Source organism: Pseudomonas mendocina (genome assembly GCF_003008615.1).
Taxonomy (GTDB): Bacteria; Pseudomonadota; Gammaproteobacteria; order Pseudomonadales; family Pseudomonadaceae; genus Aquipseudomonas; species Aquipseudomonas mendocina_C.
The window spans coordinates 4,639,429-4,659,901 of the sequence record NZ_CP027657.1 but is presented as its reverse complement, the minus strand read 5'-3'; the positions used below and the strand labels follow the sequence as shown (position 1 = coordinate 4,659,901).

Sequence of the window (20,473 nt, the reverse complement as noted above, 5' to 3'; positions counted from 1 at the left end):
CCTCATTATTCATTTTTGACACCGCCCAAACCAAATCTTCCCTCTAGAGACAAAATCGTTTTTTCAGTAAGAGGCTCATATAATAGGTCAATATTTTCTATCAATGCAGCTTTATTAAATCCAGATAAGTCAATCTTCACCAATCTACTAATTATTTCTTCATCAAATCTTTTCTTAACTACTCTAGCAGGTACACCAGCAACTACACTGTAAGGCGGAACATCTTGCACAACGACAGATCCAGTCGCAATTATCGCACCTTTCCCAATTACAACCCCAGACAATATCGTAACTCTTTGACCAATCCAGACTTCATCCCCAACACATATATTCCCTTTGGATACAGCATCCGCCGAGAATTGTCTTTTATGTAAAATTGATTTAAATGGGAATGTGCTATACGTTTTTGTTTGGTGATTTTCGTCAAGAAGGAATCTAACGTCATCTGAAATAGAAACAAAATTACCTATTATTACTTTATCTTTGCACTCTTCATTATAGGTGACGATATCAAGTTTTCCGTAGGAGTAACGCCCCACTTCCACCCGTTCCACGGGGAACACTCTTTGCGGCACCGTAGCATTGTGCTCATTTGAGACTCGCCATTTCCGCTGAAATTTTTCCAACTCATTGCCAAATATAAGCTGTAGAATTTTCACTTCAGCCCTCCATTTTAGTTATCTCGCAATAACTCACGCCAATACAAAAAACTTCACACAAAACATAACTGCATAAATTATTTACTCATCAGAATGGGTTGTCATTAAATGCAATTTCTACTGAATAAAACTTTTAATTTTCTGTTTTATTTTCTGAAAAATATTTGGGCCTAGATAAGGACTTCCACCCATACCAACCCAAGCAGCGTAGTTATCCTCCCATTGCTCGTTGCGAAGACCATTCCAAAACTTTGGCTGTCCATATGCATGAATAATTTTTGCATCTTTCGCATATATACTATCTGTCGGGTGCGGGGCGAAGACTCTGCGATCCATAGGCTCCACCTCCACACTAAATTCCTGCAACATGAAGTCGAAAATCGCCTGTTCCGGTAAATATAAAAGCTCTGCATACTCATCTAACTTCTTGTAGCAGAATTTATACATCTCATAAAAATCTTTTAAGTTATCCTGAAAAACAAAAGTACCGGCACTCATTCCTTCAGCGCTCATATTATATTCCTGAACATCAGAATACAGTTGCTCTCTAACTTTCACGCCAGTTGGCATCATTTTCACGCCAACCTTAGAGGGCGCAAGAAGATCATCAAGGTTTTTTTGGATCACAATATCGTAATCCAACCATACGACATTCTTATATTCGCCAAGCAATTTGAGGCATTCAAATTTTGTAAACACCATCTTCGTAAACTGCTTAACTGCACTAGACGTCAACACACGGTCACTTTCATTCAATGGAAAATCATACTCAACAAAACGAACAGGGAGGATAGACGAAAGTAGCTCTTTATCTTTCTCAGCAATGCCATCATGAATAATCACCACATCATCGGCTAATCTTGGAGATAGTCGCTTGAGGTCCATCATCACACAAGCAACCGCGAAAACGTGATCGGCGGTAAGCCCAAAGACCACCGCATTTTTTTTATCATTCATGTTTTTTTAAAACCAGAAAGATATTGTTTTTGCACCCAGAAAGAGTCCGACTGAATACCATCATCAGAAAGAGAAAAATACACCAATTCAAAATCGTTCTTTTTAAGAAGCAGTGCCATATCCCAATAAAGCTTTTGGCCTTCCCAGTACTCCTTGTACTCGCCCTCTACCTGCACCGCCTTTACCTTAGAAAGTTCTTCACCAAATCCGTCGATAACCTCAAAATTTGCCCCTTCGACATCAATCTTAAGAAAGTCAATTGATCCTATCCCCTCCCTGTGCATGAAAGTATCCATTCTGATTACATCAACTTCAGTATCAACGAAATTTCTTTTATCTGTAAAAAGCCCCTCCTTAAGAGACGATATACCGCTATTTTTATATTCATTATTTTCAACATCTATAGCATGAAAAACAGCCTTGCCATCATAATTTGAAATAGCGATGTCATAACTATTAAACCCATACATACTATTCACCTCCCGAATAATCGAAGGGTGCGGCTCAAATATATATATATCTTTATCCTCAAGCCCAAACCGTTTTCTCAGATACTCAGCGTCCTGGGCATAATTCGCTCCGACTTCAAAGACATTAGATGGGCTGAACGTACAAAATTTTTCTACTAAGTCGGCGTAAAGAGCCATTGACTGACCATTAGTCACCGCATTTTTATGAAGTTTTACATTCACTATTGGGCGAAGAGTTATGAAGATCTCTTTTCCAATTAGCCTACTGATAACCACTCGAGCCTTTTCCAAAAACCATTTTGTACTTTTTTTCAATTTTTTCTCCTTCCAAAGAATATTCCAACTTTCACATTCAAAATGAACAATGAAAGTAGAGTGGAGCATATGGTTGTAATTAAGGTGGCAAGAGCCGCCCCCTCTCCGCCAAATAAAGGAATCAACAACGAATTCAGTAAAATATTTGAAAAAAGAGAAAACACAGAAACCGCAAAGGCTATTTTTAACAAACCTTCAATATAAAACATTTGATTAACAACAAAAAAAATAAGATATGGCACGCCGGTCCATATATATAAGCTTAGATAGCTTCCTGCAGAGGAGTACTGCCCACCAAAAACAAGAAGAATTATTTCATCAGAGAAAATAGAAATAACTGTTGCCACGGGAACAACAAGCGCGGCCATCACACCGGTTATTAACAATAATCTATAACGATACAATTGCTCACTTATACCTTTTGCTTCAATGATAGCCGGATATACCGACGCACCTATAACACTAGGAATCATCAGCCAAACCTCTGCAAGACGCACGGCCGCAGAGTAGTTTCCAACAACATGGCTACTCACCATCGACCCTAGCATGGCCTGATCCATACGCATGTTGATCATTGAGGCGACTGCACTAAGAATTAGAGGCCAGCTTTCTAACAAGAGCGCTTTTGCTCGAAGAAAATTAAATCTCCAGTCAATTATTGGCCCGCTGTTACGCTTGTAGATAAGTAGGAGTCCGCCAGCAACCAATACGGCTTCTATCAATGTAATCCAGACAAAACTCATCAGGGAGGCTTGGACCAAAATTAAATATATTCGGGCAGCGGCCATTACAAGAAAAATGCCATTCTCTACCAGTACTGAATATTTAGATTTAACCTGTGATTCAAACCAGTACTTAACTACGTCTGCGGATTTAAATATGATCGCAAACCCGAGAACCGCAACTATCAGTCTAATCTGATCATCTGCAGGCCGAACAATTGAAATCACTACGACGGTAAGAATAAAAGCTAGAAGACCTCCTAACGATTGCAGTACAAAAGCCGTCCCAAGAGTAGTATATGTATCTGCTGGCCGCTGCACTAAATCTCGAACAATAATCCCATACAGCCCCAGGCCAGCTATTGATCCGCACATAGCGACAATCGCCATTGCATAACTTACTAGCCCAAATTGATCTGGACCTAAATAGCGCGCAACCCAAGCGCCTACAAATAGGCCGATCCCCATGCGTAGAATTTTGTCAAAAAACAACCAGCCAATATTATCGATAATTTTCCGAAGACTTGAGTTTCGTTTTAGACGGTCACGATTTAAGAGAAGAAGGCTCATGCGTCGCAGCCGAACAAATCACGTGTATACACTTTATCGACAACATCCGCCAAGGCTTCGGAGTAACGATTAGCAATGATTACACACGCTTCCTTTTTGAAAGAGGCTAGATCCTCAACCACACGAGAACGGTAAAACTCTGTATTATTGAGAACCGGTTCGAATACAATCACCTCAATACCTTTAGCTTTAAGTCTCTTCATGATGCCTTGAATAGCAGAGGCTCGAAAATTATCGCTGCCGGCTTTCATAACAAGCCTATAAATCCCTACAGTTTTTGGATTACGCTTCAAAATATCCTGTGCAATGAAATCCTTCCGCGTGGTATTCGCCTCTACAATTGCATGAATCAAATTTTGGGGCACATCTTGATAATTCGCTAAAAGCTGCTTTGTATCCTTGGGCAGACAATAACCTCCATAGCCGAAACTTGGATTATTGTAATGACCGCCAATGCGCGAGTCCAAACACACGCCATCGATAATTTGACGCGTATCCAAATCATGTGTTAGTGCGTATGTATCTAGCTCGTTAAAAAACGCGACACGCATCGCCAGATAGGTGTTAGCAAATAATTTAATTGCTTCCGCCTCGGTACTATCAGTGAATAGTACCGGGATACCCTGCTTAACCGCGCCCTGCTGCAGGAGCCCTGCAAATACCTCAGCCCTGGTTGATCGCTCGCCCACAACGATTCGCCCTGGATAGAGATTGTCATAGAGCGCCCTGCCCTCACGAAGAAACTCGGGAGAGAAAATGAGGTTTTCCGTGTTGAACTCCTGTCGAGTTCTTGCCGTATACCCCACCGGTACTGTCGACTTGATGACCATCAACGCCTCGGGGTTGATGGCAACGACATCACGGATAACAGCCTCAATGGACTGCGTATTGAAGTAATTGGTCTTCGGGTCGTAGTCGGTCGGCGTCGCAATGATGACGAAATCAGCTCCCTCATATGCATCGCTCTTATTGAGAGTCGCGCGAAAATTGAGTGGTTTGTTATCCAGGAACTCCTGAATCTCCGCATCTTCGATGGGTGATTGGCGGAGGTTCAGTAGGTCAACCTTTTCTGGGACTAGATCTACAGCCACGACTTCGTTGTACTGTGCCAACAGAACGGCATTGGCCAGGCCGACGTAACCAAGGCCAGCGATGGCGATTTTCAATGATTTCTCCCGTACTGGTCATCAAAACGTACGATGTCGTCCTCGCCCAGGTAGCTGCCAGACTGCACTTCAATGATCTCCAACGGGATGTTGCCTGGATTAGAAAGGCGATGAAGGTCGCCCAAGGGAATGTAGGTGCTCTGATTTTCGCTGAGTAACAGCGTTTCACTGCCCCGGGTGATTTCTGCTGTGCCTTGCACCACGACCCAGTGTTCGGCGCGATGATGATGTTTCTGCAGACTCAAGCTGGCTTTAGGGTTGACCTGTATGCGCTTGACCTTGAAGCGCCCACCCTCGTCGATACTGTCATACCAGCCCCAGGGGCGATGGACTTTACGGTGGAGCGTGTGCTCTTCACGAGACTGCTGGTTAAGCTGGTTCACAATCTGCTTAACCTCTTGGCAGCGGCTCCTGTCCGCGACCAGAACCGCGTCTGCTGTTTCAATCACCACGAGGTTCTCAACGCCGGCCAGTGCTACAAGACGGCTGCTAGCATGTACAAACGAATTACTGCTTTCAGTTATCAGCACATCGCCATAAAGGGCATTACCTTTTTCATCCTTGGGCGACACGCTCCATACGGCATCCCAGGCACCCAGGTCACTCCAACCGGCATCCAGCGCTAGCATCTTGATGGGTAAGGCACTTCCTGGGCATTTCTCCATGACGGCGTAATCGATCGATTCACTAGGGATCGCCGTAAAAGCCTCTTTATCGGGTCGAATGAAAGCGCCATCGATTCGCTTGCCCATCCAGCTCGTCAAGGCCGCCTGAAGAATGTCGGGTCGAAAGCTCTCCAGGGCCGCTAGCCATACCGAGGCCCTGAGTACGAATAAGCCGGCATTCCAGTAGTAGCCGCCCTCATCCAGGTAGGCTTGAGCCGTGTCCAGATCGGGCTTTTCTACAAAACGCTCAACGGTAGCAACTGCCTCTTTGTCAGAGGCCACCTTGATATAGCCATAGCCCGTTTCAGGCCTGTCAGGCGTAATGCCAAGGATGACAATGTTTCCTTCAACCGCAGATTCAACCGCCCGATACATCGCAACACGAAAAGCCTTGTCGTCAGTGATAGCCTGATCCGCCGGGGTAACCACCAGTATTGGATCTGTGCCTGCATCGCGCGCAGCTAAAGCAGCCAGGGTCAGCGCCGGGGCAGTATTATGGCCGACGGGTTCTAGCAGGAATGTTGCATTGTCAACCCCAATCTCCCTGAGTTGCTCTTGTGCCAAAAAGCGGTGTTCTTCATTGCACACGATGTAGGGCGAAGAAGGCACATCGTTTGACTCACTACCACCCAAAAGACGCTTGATGGACTGCTGGAACAAACTTTCGTTGCCTACCAAGCAAAGGAACTGCTTTGGAAAACCTGACCGCGATAACGGCCACAGTCGCGTACCTGATCCGCCGCACAGTACTACTGGTTGAATAGGGTTAGTTGACGTCATGAAACATTGAACCTGTGTGGTGGGTACTGATCAAGGCAATGGCAAGCCAATTTTCCGGCCCAACCAAACTCTAGGTAGAGCGACAAAGCCGCAAATTTACTGGGCGTCTCCGCAAAGGAATGGCAAAGGCTCACCCCATCCCTGTCTCCTCATCAATGCCCGGCAACAGGATATTCACATCACTACCCTGTTCTATATAGCGCTCTCGCAATGCATCAGCCAAAGCACGTCGAGCCGGTTTATCGCCATGCACCAGACGAATCTCATTTGGCCACGCGCTCATGCGGGTGACAAACCTTACCAGCCCTAACTGATCCGCATGAGCTGAATAACCACCCATGGTATGCACCTGAGCCCGAATGTCATAGCGCTGCCCGTCAAATTCCACATAGCCACTACGCGAACCAAAGCGCTGAATCTGTCTCCCGGGCGTGCCGTCCGCCTGGTAGCCAACAAAGAGAACGTCGTGCCGCTCATCACCGAGCATAGTTTTGAGGTAGTTGACGATACGCCCACTGGAACACATGCCGTTACCCGCGATGACGATGGCTGGTTGAGCGGTTTGGGCCAGACGATTGACCATAGCCAGGTGAGCCTGGTGGCTGTCGACCGTGAGCAAGTTACGAAAAGCCAGTGGGTTACGGCCTTTGGCCAGGCGCACCCTCGCCTCTGCATCCCAAAAGTGATTAAGCTCGCGATACACAGCCGTAAAACGACTGGCCAGCGGGGAGTCGAGGATGATGGGCAAATTCGTCCAGTCGAGCGCTGTCGCTTTGCTGGAGCGAGTCTTTGCAGCAGCGGGCTGTACCTTGCCAGCCTCTTTGAGCGCTCTGCGATGGATGATGTCTTCGAGTTCGTAGAGCAGCTCTTGAGTGCGCCCAATGCTGAACGCCGGAATCAGAACTGTGCCCTGGTTGCTCAGCGCATGCTCGAGCACCTTCTCCAGACGCGTACGACGACTGCGGCGATCTTCATGCAGGCGGTTGCCGTAAGTGCTTTCGATGACCAGGATATCGGCTTTGTATGGGGCTTTCGGCGTCGGGAGAATTGGCGCATGAGATGCGCCCAGGTCGCCAGAGAACACGATGCGTTTCTTCTCGCCCGTCTCGGGGTACTGCAGGTCTACTTCGACATAGACCGAGCCGAGGATACGACCAGCGCGCTGTAGACGAATGCGTGCAATGAGCTGAGGTGTGTCGATCAGAGTGAACCACTGCTTGTAGGGCAAGGCGACGATGCGCTGCCCGATCAATTTGAGGTAGCGTTCGACTTGTTTCTGACCGCGGCTAAAACCGAGTTTGAAGGCATCTTCGAGGACGATGGGGAGTAGCCTGGCCGACGGTTCACTACAGAGGATCGGGCCTTTGAAGCCGGCTGCTAGCAGATAGGGGATGCGGCCAACGTGGTCGATATGAACATGGGTCGCAACCAGTGCCTTGATGCCGTCTAGGGAGAAGTCGATTGCGAGGTTGCCAGCGTCTGCCCGACCTTCAGGAGAGGTTTCGGCGCCTTGAAAAAGGCCGCAGTCAATCAGCAGTGCATGCCCATCATCCATCTGTAGTTGATGACAGGAGCCCGTAACGCCTGTTACGGCACCGTGATGAACAATCGAGGGGTACCGCACGAGTCAATCCTTTAACACTGGCAAATCTAAAGGGGCTCAGCCCAGTAGTGCGGAAGACGGCTCAGAAAATCGCAACTATCTGAACCAACTGGAAATCTGGCAAGGGCACGCCTTGTGAAAGCCCGCACATTTTGCCGATTTTCCATGATTTCGCAAGCATGACAAAAGCGTGACGCCAGGCCATCGCCTAATCAGGAGAATTCCACCAGCGAGAAGGACGAAGCGCAGTCACTCGTCTTCATTGACCCGATCACGCAGCTCTTTACCCGGCTTGAAATGCGGCACGAACTTGCCATCCAGACGCACCGACTGCCCGGTTTTTGGGTTACGCCCTACCCGCGGCGCGCGATAGTGCAGCGAGAAGCTCCCAAAGCCGCGAATCTCGATACGATCCCCCGTGGCCAATGCCTGGGACATTTGCTCTAGCATGGTCTTGATGGCCAATTCAACATCCTTGGAGGACAGCTGACCTTGATGAGTGACAATTCTTTCGATCAACTCCGACTTGGTCATGGTTTTCCCTTCTTTTTCAAGCGGCTAGAAGACTCGACGGTTCGGTTTTAGCACGCTGATCAGCTTTTGAACAGCCCAAAAAACAAGGTGTTAGCGCAACATCGGGAGTAACCGCCCATATAGCGATTTCTTCAGCGCAGAAACAGGCAGATGCCAAGCAGATATTTAGCGTTACGGCACAGCCAGAATCACACAGCGCAGTGACACTCAGACGATCTCTTCTAGACAGAAGCCGGACTCTAGAAGAGAGGTCTGTGAGCGATTTCAATACGCCAAGAACAGCAAAAACAAAAAAGGCGACCCGAAGGTCGCCTTTTCTTGGATGAATTACCCGAACTTAGTTCTGGTTTTCCATCTGAGCACGGATCAGATCACCAATGGTGGTCGGGCCGGTGCTTTCAACGTCTTGCTTGTTACGCAGTTCCTTCATCGCGTCCTTCTCGTCTTCAACGTCTTTCGACTTGACGGACAGGCTGATGACGCGGGACTTGCGGTCGACGCTGATGATCTTCGCTTCTACTTCGTCGCCTTCTTTCAGGACGTTGCGCGCGTCTTCAACGCGATCACGGCTGATTTCGGAGGCTTTCAGAGTAGCTTCGATCTCGTTACCCAGGTCGATGATGGCGCCCTTGGCGTCTACTTCTTTCACAACGCCACGGACGATGGTGCCCTTGTCGTTGATGGAGACGTAGTTGCTGAACGGATCGTCTTCCAGCTGCTTGATGCCCAGGGAGATGCGCTCGCGCTCCGGGTCAACCGACAGGATGACAGTTTCCAGCTCGTCGCCCTTCTTGAAGCGACGCACGGCTTCTTCGCCGGCTTCGTTCCAGGAGATGTCGGACAGGTGAACCAGGCCGTCGATGCCACCGTCCAGACCAATGAAGATACCGAAATCGGTGATCGACTTGATGGTGCCGGAGATCTTGTCACCCTTGTTGAACTGGCCGGAGAAGTCTTCCCACGGGTTGGTCTTGCACTGCTTGATACCCAGGGAGATACGACGACGCTCTTCGTCGATGTCCAGAACCATGACTTCCACTTCGTCGCCGACGTTAACGACTTTCGACGGGTGGATGTTCTTGTTGGTCCAGTCCATTTCGGAAACGTGCACCAGGCCTTCCACACCCTCTTCCAGCTCGGCGAAGCAGCCGTAGTCGGTGAGGTTGGTGACGCGGGCAACAACGCGGGTGTTTTCCGGGTAACGAGCCTTGATGGCAACCCATGGGTCTTCGCCCAGTTGCTTCAGGCCCAGAGATACGCGGTTACGCTCGCGATCGTACTTCAGAACCTTGACGTCGATCTCGTCGCCAACGTTGACGATCTCGGACGGGTGCTTGATGCGCTTCCAAGCCATGTCGGTGATGTGCAGCAGGCCATCTACGCCGCCCAGGTCAACGAACGCACCGTAGTCGGTGAGGTTCTTGACGATACCTTTGACTTGCTGGCCTTCCTGCAGGGATTCCAGCAGAGCTTCGCGCTCGGCGCTGTTCTCGGCTTCCAGGACGCTGCGACGGGAAACGACAACGTTGTTGCGCTTCTGGTCGAGCTTGATGACCTTGAATTCCAGCTCTTTGCCTTCCAGGTGAGTGGTATCACGCACCGGACGGACGTCAACCAGGGAACCCGGCAGGAACGCGCGGATGCCGTTGACGTCAACAGTGAAGCCGCCTTTGACTTTACCGTTGATAACGCCCTTGACCACTTCTTCAGCGTTGAACGCAGCTTCCAGAACCAGCCAGGATTCAGCGCGCTTGGCTTTCTCGCGGGACAGCTTGGTTTCACCGAAGCCATCTTCAACCGCGTCCAGCGCGACGTGGACTTCGTCACCGACCTTGATGGTCAGCTCGCCTTGTTCGTTGAAGAACTGGTCGAGCGGGATGACGCCCTCGGACTTCAGACCGGCGTGAACGGTAACCCAGTCACCGTCGATGTCGACCACGATACCGGTGATGATGGAACCCGGCTGCATGTCGAGGGATTTCAGGCTTTCTTCAAATAGTTCTGCAAAGCTTTCGCTCATGTTGATTCCTGTTGATCAAGGGCGGGGATTCGCCCAAACCACATTCCAGACCATGTGGGTTCGTTCATGTAAAAAGAGGCCTACGGGACAAGGACTGGTCTCCCGTATGCCTCCTTGCGAGTTCATCGATTTAAGGCAACCGAGAACCCTTAACCGGCAAGATCGCGATCAGCGACCTCGCGCAGAATTCGTTCTAACACTTGCTCGATGGAAAGCTCGGTGGAATCCAGCAGGATTGCGTCGGCTGCCGGCTTGAGCGGCGCCACCGCGCGCTGGGTATCACGCTCGTCGCGCGCCCGTATCTCGTCGAGAAGACTCGCGAGATTAACATCATCACCCTTCGACTTCAACTGCAAGTAGCGGCGACGGGCACGTTCCTCGGCACTGGCGGTGAGGAAAATCTTCAGCGGGGCATCGCTAAACACCACCGTGCCCATGTCGCGCCCGTCGGCCACCAGACCCGGCATTTCCTGAAATGCACGCTGACGCTGCAACAGCGCCTCACGCACCGCCGGCAAGGACGCGACCATCGAAGCCCCCGCCCCTACCTGCTCATTACGAATGGCATCGGTCACTTCCTCGCCCTCGAGGATGATGCGCTTTTCGATGAACTGCACATCCAGATGCGCAGCCAACTGCTTGAGCGCTTCTTCATTGGTCAGGTCGATACCGTGATTACCCGCAGCGAAGGCCAGCAGACGATAGAGCGCGCCGGAATCGAGCAGATTCCAGCCCAGTTGCTTGGCCAGCAGGGCGCAGAGCGTGCCCTTGCCAGAGCCGCTCGGCCCGTCGACGGTGATTACCGGGGCGCTCATGCCTTGCCCTCTTCGGCCACCTGGATGCCGACTTCAGCGGCCAGGGAGAGGAAGTTGGGGAAGGATGTGGCGACGTTGGCGCAGTCATGGATGCGGATCGGCGCGCTGGCACGCAGCGAGGCGACGCTGAAGGACATGGCGATACGGTGGTCGCCGTGCGCCCAGACCTCACCACCACCCATGGCGCCGCCTTCGATGACGATACCGTCCGGCGTCGGCTCAGCCTTGACGCCCAGAGCGATCAGACCATCGGCCATGACTTGGATACGGTCAGACTCCTTCACGCGCAGCTCCTCGGCGCCGCGCAGCACTGTACGGCCCTCGGCACACGCCGCCGCCACGAACAGCACCGGGAATTCGTCGATAGCCAGTGGCACCAGGTTTTCCGGAATTTCGATGCCTTTGAGCTTCGCCGCGCGCACACGAATGTCAGCGACCGGCTCACCGCCGACTTCACGCTGGTTCTCCAGGGTGATGTCGCCGCCCATCAGCTTGAGGATATCGATGACGCCGGTACGGGTCGGGTTGATGCCGACATGTTCGAGCACCAGCTCCGAACCCTCGGCGATGCTCGCCGCCACCAGGAAGAAGGCCGCCGATGAGATATCGGCCGGCACTTCGATACGGGTGGCACTGAGTTTGTGACCGGACTCGACAGTGGCGGTACTGCCCTCGACATCGACTGGGTAGCCGAAGCCGCGCAGCATGCGTTCGGTATGGTCACGAGTCGGAGCCGGCTCGGTCACCGAGGTCTTGCCCTCGGCATAAATACCGGCGAGCAGCAGGCAGGATTTGACCTGGGCACTGGCCATCGGCATTTGATAGTCCATGCCCGTCAGGCGCTGACCGCCCTTGATGGTCAGCGGCGGACGCCCCTCCGGGCCGGTCTCGATCACTGCGCCCATCTCGCGCAGCGGCTTGGCAACGCGATTCATCGGGCGCTTGGACAGCGAAGCGTCGCCAGTCAGGGTGGTGTCGAACGACTGCGCAGCCAGCAGGCCAGAAAGCAACCGCATCGAAGTACCGGAGTTACCCATGTACAAAGGGCCAGCCGGCGCTTTAAGTCCATGGAGACCGACGCCATGAATGGTCACACGACCGTGATGCGGCCCTTCGATCACCACACCCATGTCGCGAAACGCCTGCAGTGTAGCCAGCGCATCTTCACCCTCGAGGAAGCCTTCTACCTCGGTAGTGCCTTCGGCCAGTGAACCTAACATGATCGAACGGTGCGAGATGGATTTGTCACCGGGTACGCGGATACGTCCGGACAGGCTGCTACCGGGTTTTGCCAGGAAAATCAGATCGGTCGAGTGCATAGCGTCCACATAGGCCCTGCGGGCCAGAATTTTGCTGAAATGTTCTCGGGCAACGCGAGCGCGGGTAAACACGCCCAGCAGTTGATGCCCATCCCCGGCGTCGACCGCGTCGCGTAGGGCGTCGAGGTCGTCGCGAAACGTATCCAGTGTGCGCAGCACAGCCTCGCGGTTGGCGAGGAAGATATCGTGCCACATCACCGGATCACTGCCGGCGATCCGCGTGAAGTCGCGGAAACCGCCAGCGGCATAGCGGAAAATTTCCAGGTTCTCGCTGCGCTTGGCCAGCGAGTCGACCAGGGTAAAAGCCAGCAGGTGAGGCAGGTGGCTGGTGGCAGCCAGCACTTGGTCATGGTGCTCCACCTCCATCACCTCGACATCCGCACCCAACTCGCGCCACAGGCCTTCCACCAACGCCAAGGCCGCGTCATCACTGTGCTCGCAAGGCGTGAGAATGACCTTGTGACGACGAAACAGCTCGGCGTTCGCAGCCTCAACCCCACTCTGTTCGGAGCCGGCAATCGGGTGGCCAGGCACCAGACGCACGGACTTGCCGGTAAACGCCTGGCGCGCGGCGCGCACTACATTGCCCTTGGCGCTGCCAACATCAGTGAGCACGGCATTGCCGAGATCGAGTTTAGCCAGCTCGGCAAGCAGCCTCTCCATGGCCAGGATAGGGACTGCCAGCTGGATGACATCCGCCCCCTGACAGGCGGCACCCAGGTCGCTCTCGCAACGATCCACGACGCCCAACTGAACGGCCAGGCGACGCGACTCGGCATCCAGATCGACGCCCACGATCTCACGACACAGGCCTCGCTCGCGCAAGCCTTTGGCGAAGGAGCCGCCGATAAGCCCGAGACCGACCACCACCAGGCGGCCGATCTTAGGGGCTTTCGATTGCACTGCAGTGACAGTCACGCCGACAGCACCTTGGCCAGCGCCTCGAGGAAGCGAGCATTCTCTTTCGGCAAACCGATGGAAACCCGCAGGAAATTAGGCATGCGATAACCGGCCATCGGCCGCACTATCACCCCTTCACGCAGCAGCGCCTGATTGATCGCGGCAGTGTCGCGCCCAAAATCGACAGCGATGAAATTGCCTTTGGAGGGAATCCAGCTCAGCCCCAACTCACGCAGGCCGTCCTGCAACTGCTGCATGCCGACGTCATTGAGGCGGCGCCCTTCTGCCAGGTACTCGGTATCCGCCAGCGCTGCACAGGCAGCCGCCAGAGCCAGGCTATTGACGTTGAAGGGCTGGCGTACGCGATTGAGCACATCGGCAATGGCTGGCGAGCTGATGGCGTAACCCACACGCAGCGAAGCCAGGCCGTAGGCCTTGGAGAAGGTGCGCGAAACCAGCAGGTTGGAATGACGCGCCAGGTAGTCCAGCCCATCCGGTAATTCATCGCCTTCGGCGTATTCGATATAGGCCTCGTCCAGCACCACCAGCACCGACTCCGGCACCCTGGCCAGGAAGGCTTCAAGCGCCTCAGGGCCAAACCAGGTGCCCGTCGGGTTGTTGGGGTTGGCGATGAATACCACACGAGTGTGGTCATCGATGGCCGCCAGCATCGCGTCCAGATCGTGACCGTAATCCTTGGCAGGCACGATCTTGCCTTGCGCACCAACGGCCTGAGTGGCGATGGGATAGACGGCGAAGGCATAGTCGCTGAACACGGCATTGAGGCCGGGCGCCAGATAAGCACGGGCGACCAGCTCGAGAATGTCGTTGGAACCGTTGCCCAGCGTGACTTGCGCCGCCTGCACGCCATAGCGCGCAGCCAGGGCAGCCTTGAGGGTGAAACCGTTACCGTCGGGATAGCGGGTCAACTCGTCCAGCTCGGCACGAATTGCAGCAAGCACCTTGGCGCTGGGACCAAGCGGGTTCTCGTTACTGGCCAGCTTGACGATGCCGGCAGGGTCGAGCCCCAGCTCGCGAGCCAGCTCATCGACTGGCTTGCCAGGTACGTAGGGGGACAGTTTTTGCACGCCTGGCTGAGCCAGGGCTAGGAAATCGCAACTCATGACAGGAGGCTCTTCTCTAACGCAATACGATTGACGAACTCACAGGGCATGATGGCTCCTGAGGTAGTCGTGGATCTGCTGCACGGCCTCTTCAACCGAACAGCTGCTGGTGTCGAAACGCAACTCGGCAGCCTGCGGTGCCTCGAATGGAGAATCAAGCCCCGTGAAGTTCTGGATCAGACCGGCTCGCGCCCGCCGGTACAGTCCTTTCGGATCACGGGCCTCGCAAACGTGCAGAGGCGTATCAATGAAGACCTCGACGAATCGGCCGGGCAACAATTGACGCACAGCATCGCGATCAGCGCGAAAAGGCGAAATGAACGCGGCCAGCACGATCAATCCTGCCTCGGCCATCAATGCGGCCACCTCACCAGCACGGCGAATATTCTCCTGCCGATCTTGCTCGGAGAAACCCAGATCACGATTCAGACCGAGGCGCAGGCGATCTCCATCGAGCAGATAAGTATGCAGGCCCGCGGCTTGCAGGCTGCGCTCCAGCGCCTCGGCCAGGGTCGACTTACCCGCACCGCTGAGCCCTGAGAACCAGACGACGCAGGGTTTCTGCCGCGTACTCAGTGTCCGTTGGTTGCACTCTAGGAGCGAGGAGCCCTGCGGCACCTGAAGCTCAGGCTCCACTCAAAGCACCGCCTTCGGATAAGACCCCAGCACCTTCAGCGCTACGGCTTCCTGGGCGAGCTTCTCCAGCACGTCCTTGATCAATGGGTCGCGATGATGGCCGACGAAATCAATGAAGAACACGTAGGTCCACTTGCCGCTGCGCGAGGGGCGCGTTTCGATGCGCGTCAGGTCGATACCGTTGTTGTGGAAAGGCACCAGCAGCTCATGCAGCGCGCCCGGCTTGTTGCGCATCGAGACGATGATCGAGGTCTTGTCATCGCCGGTCGGCGGCACTTCCTGGCTGCCAATGATGAGGAAACGCGTAGAGTTGTCCGGGCGATCCTCGATCTTCTCTGCCAGCTTGGTCAGCCCATACAGATTGGCCGCCATGTCGCCGGCGATGGCCGCGCTGTTCCACTCGCTCTTGACCCGTTTGGCCGCGTCGGCGTTGCTGGAAACCGCCACACGCTCGACATTCGGATAATGCGCATCCAGCCACTTGCGGCACTGGGCCAGCGACTGGGCATGGGAGTAGATGCGGGTGATCTTGTTGGTCTGGGTCGTTTCGCCCACCAGCAGGTGATGGTGAATTCGCAGTTCGACTTCACCGCAGATCACCATGTCGTGCTCGAGGAAGCTGTCCAGCGTGTGGTTGATCGCGCCCTCGGTGGAATTCTCCACCGGCACCACGCCAAAGTTCACCGCACCGGCAGCCACTTCGCGGAACACTTCGTCGATGGCTGCCATCGGCACGCTGATCACCGCATGACCGAAGTGCTTCATCGCCGCAGCCTGGCTGAAGGTACCCTCAGGGCCGAGATAAGCGACTTTCAGCGGGTTTTCCAGCGCCAGGCAGGAGGACATGATTTCCCGGAACAACCGCGCCATTTCCTCGTTGCCCAGCGGCCCCTGGTTGCGTTCCATGACGCGCTTGAGCACCTGGGCCTCGCGTTCGGGGCGGTAGAAGACCGGCGACTCGCCTTCCTTCAGCTCCTTCATCTTCACCCGCGCCACTTCTTCGGCGCAGCGCGCGCGGTCGCTGATCAGCTCGAGGATGCGTTCGTCGAGGTTGTCGATGCGCACCCGCAGCGCTTGCAGTTCCTGCTCGGACATATCAGCCGTGCTCCTTCTCGAACTCAGCCATGTAGGCTACCAGCGCCTCGACCGCATCCAGGCCAACGGCGTTGTAGATGGAGGCACGCATGCCGCCGACCGAACGATGCCCCTTGAGGTTGAGCAGTCCGCGCTCATCGGCACCCGCCAGGAAAGCCTTGTCCAGCTTTTCATCGGCCAGACGGAACGGCACGTTCATCCAGGAGCGCGCGTTGTGGGCAATGGGGTTGCTGTAGAAGTCGCTGTTGTCGATGGTCTTGTACAACAGATCCTTCTTGGCACGATTGACCCGCTCCATGGCCTCGACACCGCCCTGCTCCTTCAGCCACTGGAAAACCAGGCCGGACAGGTACCAGGAATAGGTCGCCGGAGTGTTGTACATCGAGCCGTTATCAGCGGAGATCTTGTAATCAAGCATGGTCGGGCAGGCGCTGCGGGCGCGACCGAGCAGGTCTTCACGCACGATCACCACCACCAGGCCGCTGGGGCCGATGTTCTTCTGCGCGCCGGCGTAGATCAGGCCGAACTGCGACACGTCCATAGGCCGCGACAGGATGTCCGAGGACATGTCCACCACCAGCGGGGTATCACCGGTCTGCGGCACCCAGTCGAACTGCAGACCGCCGATGGTCTCGTTGCTGCAGTAGTGCACGTAAGCGGCATTCTTCGACAGTTGCCAGTCGTTCTGCCCGGGAATGGCGAAGTAGTCGTGCGCCTTGGCACTGGCAGCCACATTGACGGCGCCATAGCGACGCGCTTCTTCGATAGCCTTCTTCGACCAGATGCCGGTCTCGACATAGTCAGCCACACCATCTTCCGGCAACAGGTTCAGCGGAATCTCGGCAAACTGCTGACTGGCACCGCCCTGCAGGAACAGCACCTTGTAGTCATTGGGCACCGCGAGCAGATCACGCAAATCCTGCTCTGCCTGGCTGGCAATCGCTACGTATTCATCGCTGCGATGGCTCATTTCCATGACCGACAGACCTCGACCTTGCCAGTCGAGCATTTCGGCCTGGGCACGCTCCAGTACGGCAGTTGGCAGGGCGGCAGGGCCGGCGCAGAAGTTAAAAGCTCGCTTGCTCACGTCTGTCTCTCTCAGATTCACAGAACGCCACCACCAGGCGATGGCATGTCCAAACTGTCATGCCGTGCTTGTGAGAGGGGCCTTAACGACGCCATTCGCAACCGATGCGGAACGTCGCCCGACCCCTCCTACAATCTTCGGCTTTACTCTTCGCTGCCTTCCTCGGCATCGGCGACCGGCGCTTCGGCGTTTTCGGCGACTTCAGCCCCCTCTTCACCTTCCACCAGTTCGTCATCTTCTACCGGAGTCGGCTCCTGTACACGCTCCAGGCCGACCAGCGTCTCGTCCTTGGCCAGCTTGATCAGGGTCACACCCTGAGTGTTACGGCCGGAACTGGAGACTTCGTCGACACGGGTACGCACCAGGGTGCCCTGGTCGGAAATCAGCATGATTTCCTCGCCGTCCTGCACCTGGATGGCACCGACCAACTTACCGTTGCGTTCACTGGTGACCATGGCGATCACGCCCTGGCCACCACGACCGCGGCGCGGGAACTTGCCAAGGCCGGTGCGCTTGCCGAAGCCGCGTTCGGAGGCGGTAAGGATCTGCGCACCGGACTCCGGAATCAGCATGGAGATCAGTTGCTGATCCTTGCCCAGGCGCATGCCACGTACACCGCGAGCAGTACGACCCATGGTGCGCACCTTGCTCTCGGCAAAGCGCAGCACCTTGCCGGCACTGGAGAACAGCATGACTTCCTTGGCGCCATCAGTGATGGCGGCCGCGATCAGGGTGTCGCCCTCTTCCAGCTTCAGCGCGATCAGGCCGGCGCTGCGCGGGCGGCTGAACTGCACCAGCGGAGTCTTCTTCACGGTACCGAAGGCAGTGGCCATGAAGATGAATGCGCCAGTCGGCTCAGCGACCAGTTCGGGAGTTTCACCCTCGACTTCTTCGACTTCCTCGACCTCGACCACCTCGGTGACTTCGCCCTCGATCACTACGCCTTCGTCGTCCAGGTCTTCGTCGGCGCCGGCGCTCTGCTGCAGGGCTTCGAGGTCGATCTGCAGCATCGCGGTGATGCGCTCGCCCTCGTCCAGTGGCAGCAGGTTGACCAGCGGACGACCACGCGCAGCACGCGAAGCCTCGGGAATCTCGAAAGTACGCAGCCAGTACACCTTGCCCTTGCTGGAGAACAGCAGCAGGGTCGCGTGGCTGTTGGCGACCAGCAAGTGCTCGACGTAGTCCTCGTCCTTCACCCCGGTGGCAGACTTGCCCTTACCACCGCGACGCTGCGCCTCGTAGGCGGCCAGCGGCTGGCTCTTGGCATAGCCTCCGTGGGAGATGGTGACGACACGCTCTTCCTCGGTGATCAGGTCAGCGATGGTCAGATCCTGACGCGACGCGGTGATTTCGGTACGACGAGCATCACCGAACTCGGCCTTGATCTTCTCCAGCTCCTCGCGGATGACTGCCATCAAGCGTTCGGGGCTGGTCAGGATGTGAATCAGCTCGCCGATCAGGTTGAGGATTTCCTGGTACTCGGACAGCAGCTTCTCGTGTTCCAGGCCGGTCAGGCGGTGCAGGCGCAGCTCGAGGATGGCCTGAGCCTGTTCCGGCGAGAGGAAGTACTTGCCATCACGCAGGCCGTACTGCGGATCGAGGCCCTCAGGACGGCAGGAATCAGCACCCGCGCGCTCGACCATGGCCTCGACCGCACTGGATTCCCAGGCAGCAGCGATCAGGCGCTCCTTGGCCTCGGCCGGCGTCGGCGAGTTCTTGATCAGCTCGATCACCGGGTCGATATTCGACAGCGCGACAGCCTGACCTTCGAGGATGTGACCACGCTCGCGAGCCTTGCGCAGCTCGTAGACGGTACGCCGGGTCACCACTTCACGGCGGTGACGGACGAACACCTCGAGCATGTCCTTGAGGTTCATGATCTTCGGCTGACCATCGACCAGCGCCACGACGTTGATACCGAACACGCTCTGCATCTGGGTCTGAGCATAGAGGTTGTTCAGCACGACATCCGGCACTTCACCACGACGCAGCTCGATCACCACGCGCATGCCGTCCTTGTCGGATTCGTCACGCAGCTCGGTGATGCCTTCGATCTTCTTCTCTTTGACCAGCTCGGCGATCTTCTCGATCAGACGCGCCTTGTTCAGCTGGTAGGGCAACTCGGTAACGACCAGTTGCTGGCGGTTGCCCGCCTTGTCGATGTCCTCGACCTCGACTCGGGCACGCACATAAATGCGACCACGGCCGGTGCGGTAGGCCTCGATGATGCCGGCACGACCGTTGATGATGCCCGCGGTCGGGAAGTCCGGGCCGGGGATGTATTGCATAAGGTCATCGACGGTCAGCTCGGCGTTGTCGATGAGCGCCAGGCAACCGTCGATCACCTCGGAAAGGTTGTGCGGCGGGATGTTGGTGGCCATACCCACGGCAATACCGGAAGAGCCGTTGACGAGCAGGTTCGGCACCTTGGTCGGCATGACCGCCGGAATCTGCTCGGTGCCGTCGTAGTTGGGCACCCAGTCGACGGTTTCCTTGTCCAGGTCGGCCAGCAGCTCGTGCGCCAGCTTGGTCATGCGCACTTCGGTGTATCGCATGGCTGCGGCGTTGTCGCCGTCCACCGAACCGAAGTTACCCTGGCCGTCGACCAGCAGGTAGCGCAGAGAGAAGTCCTGAGCCATCCGCACGATGGTGTCGTACACCGCGGTGTCGCCGTGCGGGTGGTATTTACCGATCACGTCACCGACCACACGGGCGGATTTCTTGTACGGCTTGTTCCAGTCGTTGTTCAGCTCGCTCATGGCGTACAGCACACGGCGATGCACCGGCTTCAAGCCATCGCGCGCATCCGGCAGCGCACGCCCGACGATCACGCTCATCGCGTAGTCGAGGTAGGACTGTTTCAGCTCGTCTTCGATATTGACCGGGAGAATTTCTTTGGCCAGTTCGCCCATGAGAAGCCTGGTTCCTTTTTCTGGTGAAACTCCGCGCCATTCTTCCTGAACGCTACGGAGCTCGTCGCTATGGCCTCAGGCCACTAACGACTCACGACAAATCAACGAGTTATGCCACGATTCG

At 55.1% G+C, this 20,473-nt stretch carries 16 protein-coding genes; all 16 read right to left on the bottom strand.

What is annotated here, in order from left to right; all coding sequences use genetic code 11:
- Positions 1-5: 5 nt before the first annotated feature.
- The 16 genes from C7A17_RS21530 to gyrA all read right to left on the bottom strand — a co-directional run bounded on the left by C7A17_RS21530 (position 6) and on the right by gyrA (position 20,349).
- A complete protein-coding gene (locus C7A17_RS21530; RefSeq protein WP_106740310.1) occupies positions 6-659 on the bottom strand; it encodes a CatB-related O-acetyltransferase in 654 nt (217 codons plus the stop codon).
- Positions 660-776: 117 nt separating this feature from the next.
- A complete protein-coding gene (locus tag C7A17_RS21525) occupies positions 777-1,616 on the bottom strand; it encodes a glycosyltransferase (RefSeq protein ID WP_106740307.1) in 840 nt (279 codons plus the stop codon).
- Positions 1,613-2,401 (bottom strand): FkbM family methyltransferase, encoded by a 789-nt coding sequence (locus C7A17_RS21520; RefSeq protein ID WP_158704694.1) that lies wholly within the window; start codon positions 2,399-2,401, stop codon positions 1,613-1,615. Before C7A17_RS21520 ends, C7A17_RS21525 begins: the two co-directional genes overlap by 4 nt.
- Entirely contained in the window at positions 2,398-3,693 is a 1,296-nt protein-coding gene (locus tag C7A17_RS21515; RefSeq protein ID WP_106740303.1) for a flippase, read from the bottom strand. Before C7A17_RS21515 ends, C7A17_RS21520 begins: the two co-directional genes overlap by 4 nt.
- Positions 3,690-4,859 carry a nucleotide sugar dehydrogenase gene (locus C7A17_RS21510; protein ID WP_106740300.1) on the bottom strand — a complete coding sequence of 390 codons (1,170 nt, stop codon included), beginning with the start codon at positions 4,857-4,859 and terminating at the stop codon, positions 3,690-3,692. Before C7A17_RS21510 ends, C7A17_RS21515 begins: the two co-directional genes overlap by 4 nt.
- Positions 4,856-6,304 (bottom strand): mannose-1-phosphate guanylyltransferase/mannose-6-phosphate isomerase, encoded by a 1,449-nt coding sequence (locus C7A17_RS21505; protein ID WP_106740297.1) that lies wholly within the window; start codon positions 6,302-6,304, stop codon positions 4,856-4,858. The genes C7A17_RS21510 and C7A17_RS21505 overlap by 4 nt, the downstream gene beginning before the upstream one ends.
- Positions 6,305-6,434: 130 nt before the next feature.
- Complete coding sequence (locus C7A17_RS21500) at positions 6,435-7,928, bottom strand: MBL fold metallo-hydrolase RNA specificity domain-containing protein (RefSeq protein WP_106740295.1); 1,494 nt, start codon at positions 7,926-7,928, stop codon at positions 6,435-6,437.
- A gap of 228 nt (positions 7,929-8,156) precedes the next feature.
- The gene (ihfB, locus tag C7A17_RS21495; RefSeq protein WP_003243558.1) at positions 8,157-8,441 is read right to left on the bottom strand and encodes an integration host factor subunit beta; all 285 of its coding nucleotides are present in this window, start codon (positions 8,439-8,441) and stop codon (positions 8,157-8,159) included.
- Positions 8,442-8,778: 337 nt separating this feature from the next.
- Complete coding sequence (gene rpsA / locus C7A17_RS21490) at positions 8,779-10,461, bottom strand: 30S ribosomal protein S1 (protein WP_106740292.1); 1,683 nt, start codon at positions 10,459-10,461, stop codon at positions 8,779-8,781.
- Between the two features lie 149 nt (positions 10,462-10,610).
- A complete protein-coding gene (gene cmk / locus C7A17_RS21485) occupies positions 10,611-11,276 on the bottom strand; it encodes a (d)CMP kinase (protein WP_106740290.1) in 666 nt (221 codons plus the stop codon).
- Entirely contained in the window at positions 11,273-13,513 is a 2,241-nt protein-coding gene (locus tag C7A17_RS21480) for a bifunctional prephenate dehydrogenase/3-phosphoshikimate 1-carboxyvinyltransferase (RefSeq protein ID WP_106740288.1), read from the bottom strand. The genes cmk and C7A17_RS21480 overlap by 4 nt, the downstream gene beginning before the upstream one ends.
- The gene (hisC, locus tag C7A17_RS21475) at positions 13,510-14,619 is read right to left on the bottom strand and encodes a histidinol-phosphate transaminase (protein ID WP_106740285.1); all 1,110 of its coding nucleotides are present in this window, start codon (positions 14,617-14,619) and stop codon (positions 13,510-13,512) included. The genes C7A17_RS21480 and hisC overlap by 4 nt, the downstream gene beginning before the upstream one ends.
- A gap of 39 nt (positions 14,620-14,658) precedes the next feature.
- Positions 14,659-15,195: an adenylyl-sulfate kinase gene (cysC, locus tag C7A17_RS21470; RefSeq protein WP_394337073.1), complete on the bottom strand. Its 537-nt coding sequence runs from the start codon at positions 15,193-15,195 to the stop codon at positions 14,659-14,661.
- A 60-nt stretch (positions 15,196-15,255) separates the two neighbouring features.
- Positions 15,256-16,350 (bottom strand): prephenate dehydratase, encoded by a 1,095-nt coding sequence (gene pheA / locus C7A17_RS21465; protein ID WP_106740281.1) that lies wholly within the window; start codon positions 16,348-16,350, stop codon positions 15,256-15,258.
- A gap of 1 nt (position 16,351) precedes the next feature.
- Positions 16,352-17,437, bottom strand: coding sequence for a 3-phosphoserine/phosphohydroxythreonine transaminase (gene serC, locus C7A17_RS21460; protein ID WP_106740278.1), 1,086 nt, complete (start codon positions 17,435-17,437; stop codon positions 16,352-16,354).
- A gap of 143 nt (positions 17,438-17,580) precedes the next feature.
- Complete coding sequence (gene gyrA / locus C7A17_RS21455) at positions 17,581-20,349, bottom strand: DNA gyrase subunit A (RefSeq protein WP_106740276.1); 2,769 nt, start codon at positions 20,347-20,349, stop codon at positions 17,581-17,583.
- Between the last annotated feature and the right edge of the window lie 124 nt (positions 20,350-20,473).

Bases quoted from the DNA above. Each gene is read 5' to 3' on its own strand.
- C7A17_RS21525 (WP_106740307.1), bottom strand. From the start codon at position 1,616: ATGAATGATAAAAAAAATGCGGTGGTCTTTGGGCTTACCGCCGATCAC.
- pheA (WP_106740281.1), bottom strand. From the start codon at position 16,350: ATGTCCGAGCAGGAACTGCAAGCGCTGCGGGTGCGCATCGACAACCTC.
- C7A17_RS21505 (WP_106740297.1), bottom strand. From the start codon at position 6,304: ATGACGTCAACTAACCCTATTCAACCAGTAGTACTGTGCGGCGGATCA.
- C7A17_RS21515 (WP_106740303.1), bottom strand. From the start codon at position 3,693: ATGAGCCTTCTTCTCTTAAATCGTGACCGTCTAAAACGAAACTCAAGT.
- ihfB (WP_003243558.1), bottom strand. From the start codon at position 8,441: ATGACCAAGTCGGAGTTGATCGAAAGAATTGTCACTCATCAAGGTCAG.
- rpsA (WP_106740292.1), bottom strand. From the start codon at position 10,461: ATGAGCGAAAGCTTTGCAGAACTATTTGAAGAAAGCCTGAAATCCCTC.
- gyrA (WP_106740276.1), bottom strand. From the start codon at position 20,349: ATGGGCGAACTGGCCAAAGAAATTCTCCCGGTCAATATCGAAGACGAG.
- hisC (WP_106740285.1), bottom strand. From the start codon at position 14,619: ATGAGTTGCGATTTCCTAGCCCTGGCTCAGCCAGGCGTGCAAAAACTG.
- cmk (WP_106740290.1), bottom strand. From the start codon at position 11,276: ATGAGCGCCCCGGTAATCACCGTCGACGGGCCGAGCGGCTCTGGCAAG.